Below are 15,199 nucleotides of genomic sequence, written 5' to 3'. Positions count from 1 at the left end.
TCCCAGGTTGCGGTTGTTAGCTTGGAATATGCAAGATCTCCGTATTGTCGATGGTGACTTGGAATGGTTCTCGCAAAAGGTTGACAACGCCAGTGAAGAACTAGCGCAACTTAAAATGGCACAGATCGTTACAGATGTAGCAGCGGGAATGAGTGGAAGCCTTTCAGCTTCACGCGCTGCGGCAATGAACGATCTGTTGACCCAGAGCATGGATAAACTCATCGAAGAACTCAGCCAATTCAGCGCTAGCGTGCTCGAATCCTTAAGGAGAGCCCAGGCCACTGAGGAACAGATGGCATCAACATTCTCATCTGTTACCCATTCTGTATCGACAAGCGCAGTTACTGCGAAGGACGCAGAAATGTTTAGCCGCCTTGCTCAACGCTTAGGGGGTGCGTGATGGTGTTTGGATGGGCGGAGATCTCAACCTGGGAGCCGATGCGTATCGATGACGCCGCCACTACCTATCGGCGTGCCCTTGCGACGCTGGAAGATGCACAGCGTTCTCTTGAGAAGGCAGTGAATGGCATGCTTTCCCAAGGGGAGGCCGCTGACGCAATGCGTCAACAGCTGTCTGATCATATTCGCATTGTCGATGGATACGTCCGGGTAATTGAAGGCCTTATATCAGCAACCGTACGAGCCTCGGAAGGAGTGGCACAGGTACGCTCAGCGGTTGACGCTGCGCTTCGCCTTGCAGACCAGTCCGGTTTCGTCATCGGTGCTGACGGTTCCGTGTCAACCGGTACTTCACGGATGACATCCACGCTCGCATCGAGCGCACAATCCGTTGCGGAGGACATGAAAACGATTGAGCTTGTCCGTAACGCAGTTCAAACAGCAATGGACAAAGCGGAAGATGTTGACTCCACATATGCGACAGCCATGAGTGTTCAGGGTGAAGGACAGTGGGGCGCAGAAGATCTGCCACTGTGGGGTCTTGCGACTCTGGCGGGTCCTGCCGGGCTTCTTGGGTTGGGGGTAGCTGCAGGCACAGGTTGGCTCACCGACGAGCGTGGGGATCAGACACCATGGTGGCAAAGGAAGACACGACGCGGTGCCCGCGATGGCCGTAGAAATCAACACTCCGACGAGGGGAACGGAGCAGGCGAACCGAACAAGCCGGGTGGATTAGGCAAACCCGTTCCAGGGAAGAACGCGCCGATACCAAAGATCGCGCCCTGGCAATACCCTGGTGATTCGGAGAATGAAGGATCTGGTAAGCATGGTCAGAGATCACCGGGCTTTGGGGATTACTTCATGCATGAAATGGCCACGAGTGGGGCCGACATTATGGCCCCAATGTGGCCTGATGCTGCCAAGAACCTCTCTCATTACCTGGATAACACCGGCACGCCCGCAGATATCAATGTCGATCGAATGCTTGACGATCTCCCGCGTTTCAAGGCGGACAGTGACATGACGATCGACTCAACGAAGGCACAAGCTATTCAAGCGGCAAAAGACTCCGACATGACAGGGCCTGTGACATACCCGTTCACCACGGATTGGAAAAGTCACTACGCCAAAAAATCAGATGACCCGAATTGGTTTTTCGCTACGGGTGGTTTCCAGTACGCGACCGCTGGGACGGTAACGGTCTATCCTCCAGATGAAACCTCAAGTGAGTGGCGAAGTGAGGTTGACTATAAAGTGCATGTTGCTGACCGCTATAACTGGGATGGAAGTAAGTCCACTCAAATTGGACCGATTACCGTTGGCGACAAGCAGCTCCAAGAGTTCCACAAGGCAGGGATTGCAAAAGAGTTTGATCTTGTCGGTGAGTCGGAAGTGAAGAGCCGTTAAATGCCTCAGTATTTTGGCCGCAGCTACATCGGCCTTTTAGTTGGAGTGATGGTGCTCGGCGCCCTCTCCTCATGTTCGTTGAATGAAACAAGTGTGCGTGACAGTCAAGCGGAGGTTGGTATGTCTGTTGTTCACCAGGAGGGGGCTCCCTATCCTGCCGATGTGGAGTATATCGAGGAGATCCTCATGATTCCTCCGGGTACCACCTTGCCTGAGGGTGCTGAGGTGGTGAGCGTGAAGCCTGCGGAAATGTTTGCTGAGTCTTATCCGGGTGGTTGGGGCTACGCCATCGCTTTCATCGCCGATGAACAGGCGATACGCGACTATATTGACGAGCACACGAGTTTTTCATCAGCGGCAATTGATGCCTATCCCGATGCTAACGACTACGAGCTTGGGCTTGATGACATTGATATGACGGGCATTAAGCGCCCATGGGCCACTGGTTTTGATAACGCCGATCTTGTGCTTGAGCGTCCTCTGGGGCGTGGCTGGTTATTGATTCGGGGCGCTCCGCGTTGATGGATGTTTCTGCGGTTGTACACACCGCGTTGCAGTTTGCACACCGCATAGCCCCCAGAAAGTACAACGAGGCTCCCATAGTTGAGGAGGTGGCGGGTGCTGGCGGCGGCCCCGCCCGATTCCCTCGCTCGCTACCGCTCGCTCAGTCCATACGCCCGGGCCTACCCCGCCGCCGCCAGCACACCCCACCCGGCCTGCTGGTACACGCTCCAAGCAGCACGCATTCAGCTGGCATACCTTGAACACCCGCCGCCGCCAGCACACCCTGACAGGACGCTTTTGTGCCCCATCAGTACACCGGCCAATAGGTGCACATGTCAGAAAAGTATGCGTAGGCCAACTTCTCGGGCTCACAAGTGATGCTCTTGCCCGCATACGCGCCGGTCAGTTCCTCAAGGAGTGCGCGATAGTGGGAGGGGTCAATCGGGCGAGGGGAATCCGGCCGGTAGTAGGCCAGCGTGATGTGGGGTGTGAAAGCCCCCGATGGGACGCAGGAGTCAAACGCCGTCCGAGCTGCAAGGACGCGCTCGCAATCTTCATCTGTGGCGGGAACCAGTCCAATGACGGCACTGGTGTTCATCAGGTTGAACACAGCATTGACCGTCATGGAGACCGGGCCGCACAAGCGAGCCTGCTCAAGCAGGGCAGGCACCTGACGCGAGTCCCAAAAGAGCGTGTCGCTGATCGCGTTGAGCTGCGGGTGAGCGCGCAGGTCATGGAGAGTCAGGTGAAAGGACTCGCGAGGTAGAGGCTGTGCCAAGCCCTCACCTAACTCAGAGTGAAGCCGCTCGGCAAGCTCATCAATCCACTGCTTCGCCGCCTCATCCAGGTCGTAAATGATGGTGCTCCCATAGAAAGGACGAGGCGCACCGGTGGTGGCCTCGAACTTTTCGCGCGCCGAGTCGGACACAAAGAAGGGGGATTCCGGCGGTACGGAGTCGAACTCAAAACTGTTAACTCGAGCGATCAGGGCCTGGAGGGATTCATGCATAAACCCAGCCTACTTGCCCGTCACCCTGGCCCACCGGGCATCCCTCGTATACCGGGTATACCGGTGGCTTGTTGGTATTCCGGCGACGCACCCGCCACCGGAATACCAACAAGCCACCTATTTGGCGGGTGAAGGTAGGTAGAGGGTGTGGAAAGGTGCCTCCCGCCCCGCCCTCGTAAATGACGGAACAAATTCACCATATGTACTGACAAATGCCGTCTGGGAGGACTAGGATGGGAAACAATCGGCACACAGGCGTGCCCACCAGCGCACACCCCATGCCGCCGCAGCGAAACCCCACAAGGAGTTCACGACAATGACGACGATCGAACATTGGGTCAACGGTGAGTCCTACCACGGCACCCCCGTCGGCACCTTCCCCGTCGAAAACCCCGGCACCGGCGAAGTAGAAGGCCAACTGCTCCAAGCCTCCAAGGACGACCTCGACCACGTCGTCGCAGTCGCACGCGAAGCCCAAAAGAAGTGGGCAAAGGTCCCCCTCTCCAAGCGCGTCGCCATCATGTTCCGCATGCGCGAACTCGTCCTCGAACACCAAGACGAAATGGCCCGCCTCATCGTCGCCGAACACGGCAAGAACTACTCCGACGCCATCGGAGAAATCCAACGCGGCCGCGAAACCCTCGACTTCGCCACCGCCATCAACATCGCCCTCAAGGGCGAACACTCCTTCGACATCGCAGGCGGCGTGGACATCCACACCCTCCACCAGCCCGTCGGCGTCGTCGCAGGCATCTGCCCCTTCAACTTCCCCGCCATGGTGCCCATGTGGATGCACCCCGTCGCCATCGCCACCGGCAACGCCTTCATCCTCAAGCCCGCATCCCCCACGCCCTCGGCAGCCATCCTCACCGCCAAGCTCTACAAGGAAGCCGGCCTGCCTGACGGCGTCTTCAACGTCATCTCCGGCAACCGCGAACTCGTCGGCGACATCCTCACCCACCCCGGCATCGACGCCATCTCCTTCGTCGGATCCACCCCCGTCGCCCACATCATCCAAAACACCGGCGTCGCCCACGGCAAGCGCGTCCAAGCCCTCGGCGGAGCCAACAACCACGCCATCGTCCTACCCGACGCCGACCTCGACTTCGCCGCCGGACACATCAGCGCCGCAGCCTTCGGCGCAGCAGGCGAACGCTGCATGGCCCTCCCCGTCGTCGTCGCCGTCGGAGGCATCGGCCCCGACCTCGCCCAACGCGTCAAGGCACACGCCGAAAAAATCAAGGTCGGCTACGGCCTCGACGAAGGCGTCGACATGGGGCCCGTCATCGACGCAGCCGCAAAGAAACGCATCACCGGACTCATCGACGACGCTGAAGCACGCGGCGCCGACGTCGTCCTCGACGGACGCAGCCTCGTCGTCCCCGGCCACGAAAACGGCCACTTCCTCGGCCCCACCATCCTCGACGGCGTGCCCCTAGACGCCCCCGTCTACCACGAGGAAGTCTTCGGCCCGGTCCTCACCATCGTCCACGCCGACACCTACGAAGAGGCCATCGCCCTCGTCAACTCCTCCGAATTCGGCAACGGCGCAGCCATCTTCACCAACGACGGCGGCATGGCCCGCCGCTTCACCCTCGACGTCGAGGCCGGCATGGTCGGCGTAAACGTCCCCATCCCCACCCCCGTCGCCTACTATTCCTTCGGTGGATGGAAGGCCTCCCTCCTGGGTGACACCCACATCCACGGCCCCGAGGGCGTGCGCTTCTACACGCGCCTGAAGGCCATCACCTCGCGTTGGCCCTCCGAAAAGAGCTACGCAGCCACCATGTCCTTCCAGCGAGAAGAGTAAAGGAACCCCCATGAGCACCATTCGCGTAGGCTGCGCGCCCATCGCCTGGGTCAACGACGACATGCCCGAACTCGGCGGCGAAACCACCTACCAGCAGATCCTCTCCGAGGTCGCGCTCGCCGGGTACGAAGGTACCGAAATCGGTAACAAGTACCCCAAGGACCCCGCCGTCCTCAAACGCGAACTCGACCTACGAGGCATCCGCATCGCCGCCGCCTGGCACGGCTGCCTCCTGACCACCGAACCCTACGAGGACGAGGAACGGAAGTTCATCGACTTCTGCGACTACATGGTGGCCCTCGGAGCAGACTGCGTGAACATCTGCGAACAGGGACACTCCATCCAGGGCATGCGCGACAAGTCAGTCTTCGACGACAAACCCTACTTCAGCGACGAAGAATGGGAGCGCCTCGCTGAAGGCCTCAACCGCTTCGGCGACATTGCCAAGGAAAAGGGCCTGCGCCTGGCCTACCACCACCACATGGGCACCGGCGTGCAGACCACCGAGGAAATCGACCGCCTCATGTCGATGACCGACCCTGACAAGCTCCTTCTGCTGGTCGACAACGGACACCTACTGTTCTCAGGCGAAAGCACCGCAGACGTGATCGCCCGCTACCTGCCGCGCATCGGCCACGTGCACCTGAAGGACATCCGCCCCGAGATCGTCGAAAAAGCCCGCGCTGAAAAGCTCAGCTTCCTTGACGCGATCCTGGCTGGCGCCTTCACCGTGCCCGGCGACGGCCCCACGGACTTCGCAACGCTCATGCGTCCCGTGGTCGATTCGGACTACGACGGGTGGTTCCTTGTCGAAGCCGAACAGGATCCGGCCATCGCCAACCCCCTTGAATACGCCCTCATCGCGCGTAAGTACCTGCGCGACTCCCTGGGCGTCTAAGGAGGGCCGCAGCGATGAGCCACAACGCCCCTGTCGTGCCGGAGACCATGCGGGCAGCCGTCCTGTCCAGCATCGACAAGGGCCTGGAAATCCACAAGATTCGCACACCGCGCCCGCGTGCAGGCGAGGTCCTCGTAAAGGTCAGCGCCTGCGGGCTTTGCCACTCTGACCTCCACGTGATCGGTGGCGCCATCGCCTTCCCCCTTCCCGCCGTGCTCGGCCACGAGGTCGCAGGCCAAGTGGTCGAGCTCGGACCCGGAACCGAACACAGCGGGCTCCAGGTGGGGCAGCGCGTCGCAGGAGCATTCCTCATGCCCTGCGGTGACTGCCCCGCCTGCGCCGCCGGCCGCGATGACCTCTGCGGGCCGTTCTTCTCCATGAACCGCCTCAAAGGCACGCTCTACGACGGTGAAACCCGCCTGGCCGACCTCGATGGAAACCCCATCGCCATGTACTCCATGGGTGGTTTGGCTGAATACTGCGTCATCCCCGTCACCTCCGTGGCGCCCGTGCCCGACACGGTGGACCCGGTGGCCTCGGCCATCCTGGGATGCGCGGCGCTCACAGCCTACGGGGCGGTGCGCCGCAGCGCTGACCTGCGCGCCGGACAGTCTGTCGCCGTTGTTGCAACGGGCGGCGTGGGATCCAACGTCATCCAATTGGCGAGGGCGTTTGGCGCCAAGGACGTCATTGCTATTGACATTTCGGATGAAAAGCTTGATGCCGCTTTGGCATTGGGAGCCACCGCCGTCGTTAATTCCGCCACCGAGAATGCGCGCGAGCGAGCCTTTGAGATCACCGGCGGATTTGGCGTGGATATTGCCTTCGAGGTGCTGGGGCGGCCACAAACGTGGGAAACCGCCCTCAACGTGCTGCGAGACGGCGGACGCATGGTGCCTATCGGCCTCGGGGCCGGCGTTCAAACAGCGGGAGTGGAAATCAACCGCACCGTGCGCCGCTCGCAATCCATTGTGGGCTCCTACGGTGCGCTGACCCGTCAAGACCTGCCTGAGGTCATTCGGTTAGCGGAAGCCGGAATCATCCGCTACGAAGACATCGTCACCCGACAGGTCAGCCTTGACGAGGTTGCCGACACCTACGAAGCGTTGCGCCGTGGAGAAATCCAAGGCCGCGCCGTCGTGAAGATGTAGCGCAGGCTGCGAATGTAGCCGCGCGTTGCGTCTGTTGGGATCACGGAGATCCTTTCTTGTGGGAGTTGTGCCCGCTGCCTGGTTTCAGGCGGCGGGCACAACTGCGCGTGGAGGCGCGCTTCAGGTGGGCATGTAGAGAAGGTGCATACGCGCACGAATTGCGGGCGCACGTGGCGCTGGGCTGTGGGCGCACGTGGCGCTGGGCTGTCACAGGGGGCTCAGCCCAGAGCGCGGCAGAGGGGTATGCGAGAGGGTGCATAAAAGGGTGCCGCCCTACTTCCCCTCATTGAGGGACAAGCAGAGCGGCACCCAGCGGCGGCACAGCACACCATGTCACTGCGCCACAGCGCACTACCGTGCGGGTCGCCTCAGTCCAGACGCACAACCTTTCCTGTGCGCGCAGACTCTTCGGCGGCCTCGGCCAGACGCAAGGCGGCGGCACCGTCTTCAATATCAGGCGAGGGGCGACGACCTTCAGTAATAGCCGCAATGAACTCCGAAAGCTCAGCGGAGTAGGCGGCCTCGTAACGCTGGAGGAAGAAGTCCAGGTAGGGGTCCTCAGCGTTGGTGTGCTCAGCGGTGGAGTAGCGCACCGTCGTGGGGCGCACGTTCTCGGCAAAGAGCGCGCCCTTCGTGCCGAAAGCCTCCAGGCGTTGATCGTAGCCCGAGGCGCAGTGGCGCGAGTTCGTAATAGTGGCACTGTGGCCTTCAGCGTTGATAAGGGTAATGATGACGCCATCAAAGTCGCCAGTGTCAGCGAGCTCCGGGTCAAGGTTTTGGCCAACGGCAGACACGGCAACAATTTCGCCCAGGAAGTAGCGGGCCATGTCGAAGTCGTGGATCGTCATGTCCTTGAAGACGCCGCCAGAAACAGCGATGTACTCCTTGGGGGGAGCGGCGGGGTCACGCGAAATGATGGTGAGCTGCTCAAGGGTGCCCACGGCTCCAGCCTCGACCTGGTCGTGAATGTGACGGAAGGACGGGTCGAAGCGGCGGTTGAATCCGAGCATGACAACGGGGTCAAGGCCCTCAAGATCGGCGCGGAGGTTCTCAACGGCAGCGGTTTCCATGGCGACCGGCTTTTCGCACAGGGCGGGCTTGCCTGCGCGGGCGGCGGCCAGGATGTGAGGGACATGCAGGGGAGTGGGAGAGCAGATAATGACGGCGTCAACCTCATCGTCGGTGAAGACAGCATCAACGTCATCGCTGGCACGAGCGCCGTAGGCTGCGGCAACGGCCTGTGCGTTTTCGAGGAAGGGGTCAGCAACGAGGGCAAGCTGGGCATGGGGGTGGGCGGCGACGGAGCGTGCGTGGACCTGGCCGATTCGGCCGGCGCCAATAAGAGCAATACGAAGCATTCGACACTTCCTTGTGTGCGGAGGAATTACAGGTGCGCCCTCAATTCTAGGCGCAATGTCACAGGAATGTGAATACTTTGTTCGGACAAATGGGGGTGGTGGTGCAGCGTAGTCGGCACGCATGGTGCTTCGCTGACGACGATCACTACCTCAGACAGTTCCTGTATTCGCGGAGCCGTAGGGCTGGGCGCAATGCGCGCCAATGCCGGAGAGCTTTACCTTAAGCACTGTGCTCCTGCAGGCGACGCAACTTCCGCGCCTGCACAAACCAGTCCGTCGTCACCAACACCAGCGCACACCACACAATGCCGGTCGCCACCCAGCGGATAGGCTCCATCTGCTCGCGGAACACCCACACGCCCAACATGAACTGCAAAGACGGAGACAGATACTGGATCAACCCCAACACGCCCAAAGGCAAATGCTGAGATGACTTCGCAAAAAGCATCAAAGGGATCACGGTCAAGACACCGGCCCCTGCGAGCAGCGCGGCATGTGCCGCGATGCTCGCAGGGGTGGCGCCCTGGCCAGTCAACACATGGAACGATGTCATTCCAGTCGCCACAAGATACGCATAGAACAGCAGCAGGATCGGTGTCATGGCCGCCGTTTCGGCGGCCATACCCTCCAACGGCCCCACCTTCAACGCGACCTTCTTCTTCACCAGGGAATAAAAGGAAAAACTAAAAGCCAAAACCAAGGAAATCCACGGCAGGGAGCCCACACCAATGAGGAGCACAACAACAGCGAGCGCCCCCAGGCTCACCGCCGCCCACTGCAGGGGCCGGATACGCTCACCCAAGAAGATGACGCCCAAAGCAACCGTCACCAGTGGGTTAATGAAGTACCCCAGTGCCGCATCCACCGTCCGTCCGATCTGCACGGCGTAGACGTAGGTCGTCCAATTCGCAATGATCAGCAGCCCTGCAGCGGTCAGGCGCCACATAAGGTCGTAATTACGCAGCACGCTCATCAAGCCACCAACACGCCTCAAGAGCATAAGGGCGATAACGCAGGCAACAAGGCCCCACACTGCCCGGTGAACGATCACCTCAAGGGGATGGGCCGGGTCAAGCTCACGAAAATACAGGGGGAAGAACCCCCAGATCACATGGGCCAGGATGGCCAGGCCAAAAGCCTGGGAGGAAGCCTGAGACTGCGAAGGTGTCGACACACATGCCAGGATACGCGCCTTCGGACATCGCCAGAACTCTGTCCTTCCTGAGCTGCGGCGTGGGGCCGTCGCCCCGCGTGACGAGCCCCTGCGCCCACGTGTGAGCTCACAGCATTTTCCGCCCTAACGGCCCCGAAAAACGGCTGGGCTCACACCTGGGCGCGCCCAGAAAAAGAACGGTGGAGGTGTGGCATTGATCTGCTTGTTCCGATACGTGCCTGTCCTTCATGCTCCCACGTGTGAGCCCAGAGAACTATCCGCCCCCAACACCCCCAAAGCGCGCTGAGCGCACAGCTGAGTGCTCTCAGGGAAGACCGCCGGAGTCAGAGCAGTGAAGCACTCGGAACGGTTTCCACGTCCGCAAGGCACTGCGGCGTGGGGCCGTCGCCCGGCGTGACGAGCCCCCTGCGCCCACGTGTGAGCCCAGAGCAGTTTTCTACCCCCAACACCCCCAAAGCGCGCTGGGCTCACACCTGGGAACCCGCTACGAAACAGGTCGGCCACTCGGACTCTCCCGCCCCACCTCAGAACTTGCGACGAAAGACCTACAAAAGCCCAGAAATAAAGAGGCAAGCGAACAAGCTCACCTCAGGGAAGGTTTCAAAACTGTGAATTGTGCTCCCGGTTGTCGGGGAACTCGCCTATGATCGACATCGTTCTGACCACATCGCTCCGGCCAGCACTGTGAGGTGTCAACTCTATGGTTCCGCCTGCATCCCGTACACGAATCCGTGTCGCTGCACGCCCGTCCTCAAGCCCCAGCAAGGCAAAGAAGGGGGGAGCAAAGCCTGACGTCACCAAGATCCAATGGTTCGGCCGCATCGCCACCATTATCGTCCTCACGACCTTCCTCTTCGTGGAAGTCCCTGGCCTGGACGCAGCAGGCTCACGCATGCTCGGCATCTTCCTCGCAGCCATCCTTCTGTGGGTAACCGAAGCAATCCCCCTGGCCGCAACGGCCGTCCTCATCATCTTCCTGGAAGTCCTCCTCGTCTCTGACCAATCCCTCCTGGCGGTCAGCGAGGAAGCCCCCAAAGCCAGCGTCTTCTTCGGCGCACTCGCCAACCCGGTCATCATCCTCTTCCTCGGCGGCTTCATGCTTGCTGACGGCGCCTCCAAGTACCGCGTCGACCGAGCCCTCTCCGCCGTCCTCCTACGCCCCTTCCTCGGCAACCCACGCATGACCGTCATGGGCATCATGCTCATCACCGCCGTCATGAGTATGTTCATGTCGAACACGGCCACCACCGCCACTATGTTCGCCATCATGATGCCCGTCATCATCGCCCTCCCTGAAGGCAAAGCCCGCACCGGTATCGCCCTCTCCATCCCCGTTGCCGCCAACGTTGGCGGCATGGGCACCCCCGTTGGCACCCCGCCCAACGCCATCGCCCTCGGCGCCCTGCAAAGCGCAGGCATCCACATTTCCTTCGTCGAGTGGATGCTCGCCGCACTGCCCATGACCCTGCTGACCCTGCTCGTGTCGTGGCTGTTCATCTCCTGGCGCTACATCCCCGGCGACGCCAGCTTCGAGGTCGACACCTCCGCCAAGTTCGACAACTCCCGTAACGCCAAGATCTTCTACATCGTGGCCGGCCTGACCATCCTGCTATGGATGACCGAGTCCTTCCACGGCATCTCCTCCAACACCGTCGGCTTCCTCCCCGTCGTGGCCCTCATGGTGCTGGGCGTCATGAACGGTGACGACGTCAAGGCCCTCGACTGGCCCGTCCTGTGGCTCGTCGCCGGCGGTATCGCCCTGGGTAAGGGCGTGGGAGACACCGGCCTGGACAAGTTCCTCATCGGCTCCATCAGCTGGGAAGCGATCCCCGTCGCCCTCCTCGTCCTCGTCCTGGCGATCGTCGGCTGGGTTGTCTCCAACGTCATCTCCCACTCGGCCTCGGCCAACCTGCTCATCCCCATGGGTATCGGCCTGGCCACCACCATCGCCGCCTCCGAAGCCGAGGTCGCAATCGTCCTGGCCCTGGGCTGCTCGCTGGGCATGTGCCTACCGATCTCCACCCCGCCCAACGCTATCGCCTACGCCACCGGCACCACACCCACCCGCGAAATGGTCATCGTCGGCATGGTCGTCGGCGTCACCGGCGTGGCCCTGCTCGCCATCTTCGCACCGCTGACCTGGGGCCTGCTGGGGGTGGTGTGAGTGAAGCTCTCCCAGGTTCACGTCATCCTTGTGGGTGACGACTCGCGCGGCATTGTGTCGAGCATTGTCGCCGACTGGGAGCGCGCATTCCCCCAAATTGACCTTGTCTGCGTGGCCGACGGGGAGGAACTTACCCGGTGGAACTCCACGCTCCTGCCCGCCGACCACGTTGCCCTGGGCATGGTGTCCTCAGAGGTGCCTAACATCGACGAGGCTTTCACTGGGGTTGCTCACATGCCCCTCCTGCAAGACACACAGTGGATCCTCCTGACCGACCAGGATGAACACACCGACCTGGCAACCCTGACCAGCGCCGGTCACCTGGCGGCCGTCATGCGCGCCCCCTGCACCCTGGGGCTCTTCCTCGGCCAGGCCTACCAGGTGATGGTGGCCTACTTCCTTCAAGAAGGCCTCAGCCGCGAGAGCATTATTGAACTCATTGGCCCCGCGCCAAAACGCGCCGTCCAAGGCCCGCTACTCCAAGGCCTAGGCGCCGATGAGTACGACATGGTGCGTGAACTCCTTGAAGGTGTCGAAGAAGTCATTGGGCGTCGCCCACGCATCCGCATTCCTGCGGGTGTTGATCTCACCCGTCAGAACACCTCGATTGCCGCCGTGCACCTGGTGCTTGATGGTCAAGTGAGCCTGCGGCGTGAAACCGATCGCGGCGAACTCTTGCTCCACCACGCGACCTCGGGCCTGCTCATCGGCCTCGTGTCCCTCACGCGCAACGAGAAAGCGTTCTTCACCGCAACGACCACCACTCCCGCGCAGGTGGTGCGCCTGACTAACGAGCAGCTGCGTATGGTCATTGATGAAAAGCCTTCCGTTGCGGGCACGCTCGCCGTCCTGGCCATCCAATCCCTCACGCGGCGCCTCATCCGAGCTGAGGACCTCCACATGGAAAACGCGGTGCTCGCCGAGGACCTCGAAGAAGAACGCGCCCACCTGGCCGAAACCCTTGAGGACCTCAAGAACACGCGCGCTGAGCTCGTCGAACGCACGCGCTTTGCCATGCTTGGCGAGCTCTCCGCCGGCATCGCCCACGAACTCAACAACCCGGTGACCGCCCTCGTGCGCGCCGCCGAGCACCTCGGCGAAGACCTCGATGCCCTGCTGGAAACCACGCCCGCCATGGCCGCCGCCCACACCGCCATGCGCCGGGCCCGCACGCAAGCCGTGCGCTCCACCGCGCAAGAACGCGAACTCGTCCGCCAGATTTACGAGGTCGTCGGCGATCGCGCCCTCGCGCGGCGCCTCGTCCAAGCGGGGGTGGAAGACCCTGTGGAAGCCCGTAAACTCACCAAACGACGCGGCAAGGAACTGCCTGCTGTGGAGCTTGGCGCGCGGGCGGGATCCTCGCTGCGGTCGGTCCTGTCGGCCTCTGAGCGCGTCATTGAATTGACGGCCAGCCTCAAGGGTTACGCGCGGCCTGACAGTGAGGACCTTAAGGCCGTGGACGTGCGCGAGGGGCTTGATGACGTGCTGCGTCTGACGAACCACCGCCTGCGCGGCATTGAGGTGGAGCGCTACTACGAGGACGTGCCAGCCGTGCTGGCTCACCCGGCGAAGCTCCAGCAGGTGTGGACGAATCTGCTGGTCAACGCCGCTGAGGCGATCGATGACGAGCGTGAGGATGCTGCTGCGCGCGGAGAATCACCTGCACGCGGCGAGGATGAGCCGCTGATTCACGTTGCTGTGGAGTGTTTCCGCGATCAGGTGATGGTGACGATCACCGATAACGGTCCGGGTATTCCAGCATCCGTCCTGGAGCGCATTTATGAACCGCATTTCACGACGAAGGCGGGGCGTGTGCGCTACGGCCTGGGGATGGGGATGGCGATTTCGCGTTCCATCGTGGAGGACGTGGGCGGTTCGATTACTGTTGATTCAACGCCCGGCCGCACGCGAATGATTGTGGCCCTTCCTGCTCATGCGACCCTGCCCGCCACACCAACCACCCCTACTGAGTGAAGCTCACCCCTACAGAATGAAGGAGGCGCAGAAATGACACTGACGATTCTCTCCCTTGAGGATGAGGCTGAAGTCCGCGAGGCTCTTGAGCGTGACTTGGAAGGCTTCTGGGGCAAGATTCGCCTTGAGACAGCTGACACCGTTGACGATGCCTGGGCTGCTCTTGAGGAGATCTATGCCGATGGTGACGAGCTGGCAGTGGTGCTGTCGGACCATCGCCTGCCGGGTAAGACCGGCGTGGATTTCTTGGTGGAGCTGGCTTCGGATGAGCGTTTCGCGGATGTTCGCACGGTGCTGGTGACTGGTCAGGCTGATCAGGAGGATACGATCCGTGCTCTCAATGTGGCGGGCCTGGATCACTACATTGCCAAGCCCTGGCAGCCTGGGGATCTGGTGGCTGTTGTGCGTGATCAGTTGACCACCTATGTGTTGCGCGCGGGCGTGGATCCTTTGCCGTATCTGCCTGTGCTTGATGGTGTGCGCGTCATGGAGGCGCTGCGCTGAGCTTCATGCTTGGGCTGTGCGTGTGATTGTGTGCCTGAGCGGATAGCTGCTGCAGGTGGGCCCTGTGTGGTGGACTCTGGCGAGTCCACCACACAGGGCCTTTCTCTGTTGAGGCATTCGTTTGTAGGGTGGGCAGCCTTTCGTCTTTCTGGCTCCCGCGTGTGCGCCCACGGGGTTTTTGAGGTCCAGGTGGGTGGAAGCTGCTTGGGCTCACACCTGGGAGCGGGGTGAGCTGGGAGCAGAGATAGAGCCACTTCTTGGCTGTGGTGCCTCGTACTTCTGCACTGTTTGCTTTGGCGGTCCCGGCCTGAGGGTTTTAGCTGTGGGAAGCTGTGCGGAAGGCTGCTCTGCCGACGGCTTGAGAGCTTGCCATTAGGCACAGAGCAACCGTGCCAATGAGGATGACGGTTGCTGTCACGCCAAGGCCGGTGAAGACGGTGTATCCGCTGCCGCGCCCCAGCAGGGTTGCACCCAGGGCCAGGGTACCAATCGGGAAGGTGAGCGCCCACCAGCCGGGTGTGAAGGGCATACGGTGTTGGAATCCGCGCAGCGTGACCAGGGTGGCCCAAGCAATCAGTGGCGTGCCCACAATGAACATGGAGTAGCCGTAGAGATTCGCCATGTGGGCGAGGGCCTGGGCGAACTCGGGCGATGTCATGGGGGTGGCGGTGTGGGCGAGGGCTTGTGTGGCGGCGGTGGATTGCCCAACAAGTCCGAGCGGAATCCAGGAGGAGGCCGAGGCCACCAGTGGGACCGGAGCTGTGCGCCAGTGGCGTTGGTAGGCGTAGGCGAAGATGACCAGGCCCAGGGACAGGGCGAGGAAGAAGCAGCTGAGTGCCACCATAGG

Annotated in this window: 13 protein-coding genes; 9 read left to right on the top strand and 4 right to left on the bottom strand. The window is 61.5% G+C overall.

Features of this window, described 5'->3' with window-relative positions; all coding sequences use genetic code 11:
- The first annotated feature begins 28 nt into the window (after nucleotides 1–28).
- Genes HWX48_RS09840 through HWX48_RS09830 form a run of 3 tightly spaced genes read left to right on the top strand, consistent with a single transcriptional unit; the run spans nucleotide 29 to nucleotide 2,328 of the window.
- Entirely contained in the window at nucleotides 29–400 is a 372-nt protein-coding gene (locus tag HWX48_RS09840; RefSeq protein ID WP_175957087.1) for a hypothetical protein, read from the top strand.
- Complete coding sequence (locus tag HWX48_RS09835) at nucleotides 397–1,806, top strand: BMC domain-containing protein (RefSeq protein ID WP_175957085.1); 1,410 nt, start codon at nucleotides 397–399, stop codon at nucleotides 1,804–1,806. Before HWX48_RS09840 ends, HWX48_RS09835 begins: the two co-directional genes overlap by 4 nt.
- The gene (locus HWX48_RS09830; RefSeq protein ID WP_175957084.1) at nucleotides 1,807–2,328 is read left to right on the top strand and encodes a hypothetical protein; all 522 of its coding nucleotides are present in this window, start codon (nucleotides 1,807–1,809) and stop codon (nucleotides 2,326–2,328) included.
- Between the two features lie 289 nt (nucleotides 2,329–2,617).
- On the opposite strand, the gene HWX48_RS09825 is transcribed toward HWX48_RS09830, so the two are convergent.
- Nucleotides 2,618–3,319: a hypothetical protein gene (locus HWX48_RS09825; protein WP_175957082.1), complete on the bottom strand. Its 702-nt coding sequence runs from the start codon at nucleotides 3,317–3,319 to the stop codon at nucleotides 2,618–2,620.
- Between the two features lie 316 nt (nucleotides 3,320–3,635).
- On the opposite strand from HWX48_RS09825, the gene HWX48_RS09820 reads away from it, so the two are divergent.
- The 3 genes from HWX48_RS09820 to HWX48_RS09810 are packed head-to-tail and all read left to right on the top strand — an operon-like array spanning nucleotide 3,636 to nucleotide 7,178.
- Nucleotides 3,636–5,129, top strand: a complete 1,494-nt coding sequence (locus HWX48_RS09820; RefSeq protein WP_175957080.1) for a CoA-acylating methylmalonate-semialdehyde dehydrogenase — start codon at nucleotides 3,636–3,638, stop codon at nucleotides 5,127–5,129.
- 10 nt (nucleotides 5,130–5,139) lie between these two features.
- Complete coding sequence (iolE, locus tag HWX48_RS09815) at nucleotides 5,140–6,027, top strand: myo-inosose-2 dehydratase (RefSeq protein ID WP_175957077.1); 888 nt, start codon at nucleotides 5,140–5,142, stop codon at nucleotides 6,025–6,027.
- 14 nt (nucleotides 6,028–6,041) lie between these two features.
- On the top strand, nucleotides 6,042–7,178 hold the full coding sequence (locus HWX48_RS09810) for a zinc-binding dehydrogenase (protein WP_175957076.1): 1,137 nt from the start codon (nucleotides 6,042–6,044) through the stop codon (nucleotides 7,176–7,178).
- Between the two features lie 368 nt (nucleotides 7,179–7,546).
- Here HWX48_RS09810 and iolG read toward each other — a convergent pair whose 3' ends face one another.
- The gene (gene iolG, locus HWX48_RS09805; RefSeq protein WP_175957074.1) at nucleotides 7,547–8,536 is read right to left on the bottom strand and encodes an inositol 2-dehydrogenase; all 990 of its coding nucleotides are present in this window, start codon (nucleotides 8,534–8,536) and stop codon (nucleotides 7,547–7,549) included.
- Nucleotides 8,537–8,756: 220 nt separating this feature from the next.
- Entirely contained in the window at nucleotides 8,757–9,710 is a 954-nt protein-coding gene (gene rarD, locus HWX48_RS09800; RefSeq protein ID WP_254873063.1) for an EamA family transporter RarD, read from the bottom strand.
- A 700-nt stretch (nucleotides 9,711–10,410) separates the two neighbouring features.
- Here rarD and HWX48_RS09795 point away from each other — a divergent pair.
- The 3 genes from HWX48_RS09795 to HWX48_RS09785 are packed head-to-tail and all read left to right on the top strand — an operon-like array spanning nucleotide 10,411 to nucleotide 14,352.
- A complete protein-coding gene (locus tag HWX48_RS09795) occupies nucleotides 10,411–11,874 on the top strand; it encodes a DASS family sodium-coupled anion symporter (RefSeq protein WP_175957072.1) in 1,464 nt (487 codons plus the stop codon).
- Nucleotides 11,875–13,848 carry a sensor histidine kinase gene (locus HWX48_RS09790; protein ID WP_175957068.1) on the top strand — a complete coding sequence of 658 codons (1,974 nt, stop codon included), beginning with the start codon at nucleotides 11,875–11,877 and terminating at the stop codon, nucleotides 13,846–13,848.
- Between the two features lie 33 nt (nucleotides 13,849–13,881).
- Complete coding sequence (locus tag HWX48_RS09785; RefSeq protein ID WP_175957067.1) at nucleotides 13,882–14,352, top strand: response regulator; 471 nt, start codon at nucleotides 13,882–13,884, stop codon at nucleotides 14,350–14,352.
- A gap of 316 nt (nucleotides 14,353–14,668) precedes the next feature.
- On the opposite strand, the gene HWX48_RS11310 is transcribed toward HWX48_RS09785, so the two are convergent.
- On the bottom strand, nucleotides 14,669–15,196 hold the full coding sequence (locus tag HWX48_RS11310; protein ID WP_254873062.1) for a hypothetical protein: 528 nt from the start codon (nucleotides 15,194–15,196) through the stop codon (nucleotides 14,669–14,671).
- Nucleotides 15,197–15,199 lie beyond the last annotated feature (3 nt).

It is taken from the genome of Schaalia sp. Marseille-Q2122, from assembly GCF_903645355.1.
Taxonomy (GTDB): domain Bacteria; phylum Actinomycetota; class Actinomycetes; order Actinomycetales; family Actinomycetaceae; genus Pauljensenia.
The sequence above is the reverse complement of the archived record's forward strand: the minus strand, read 5'-3'. Positions and strand labels throughout refer to the sequence as shown.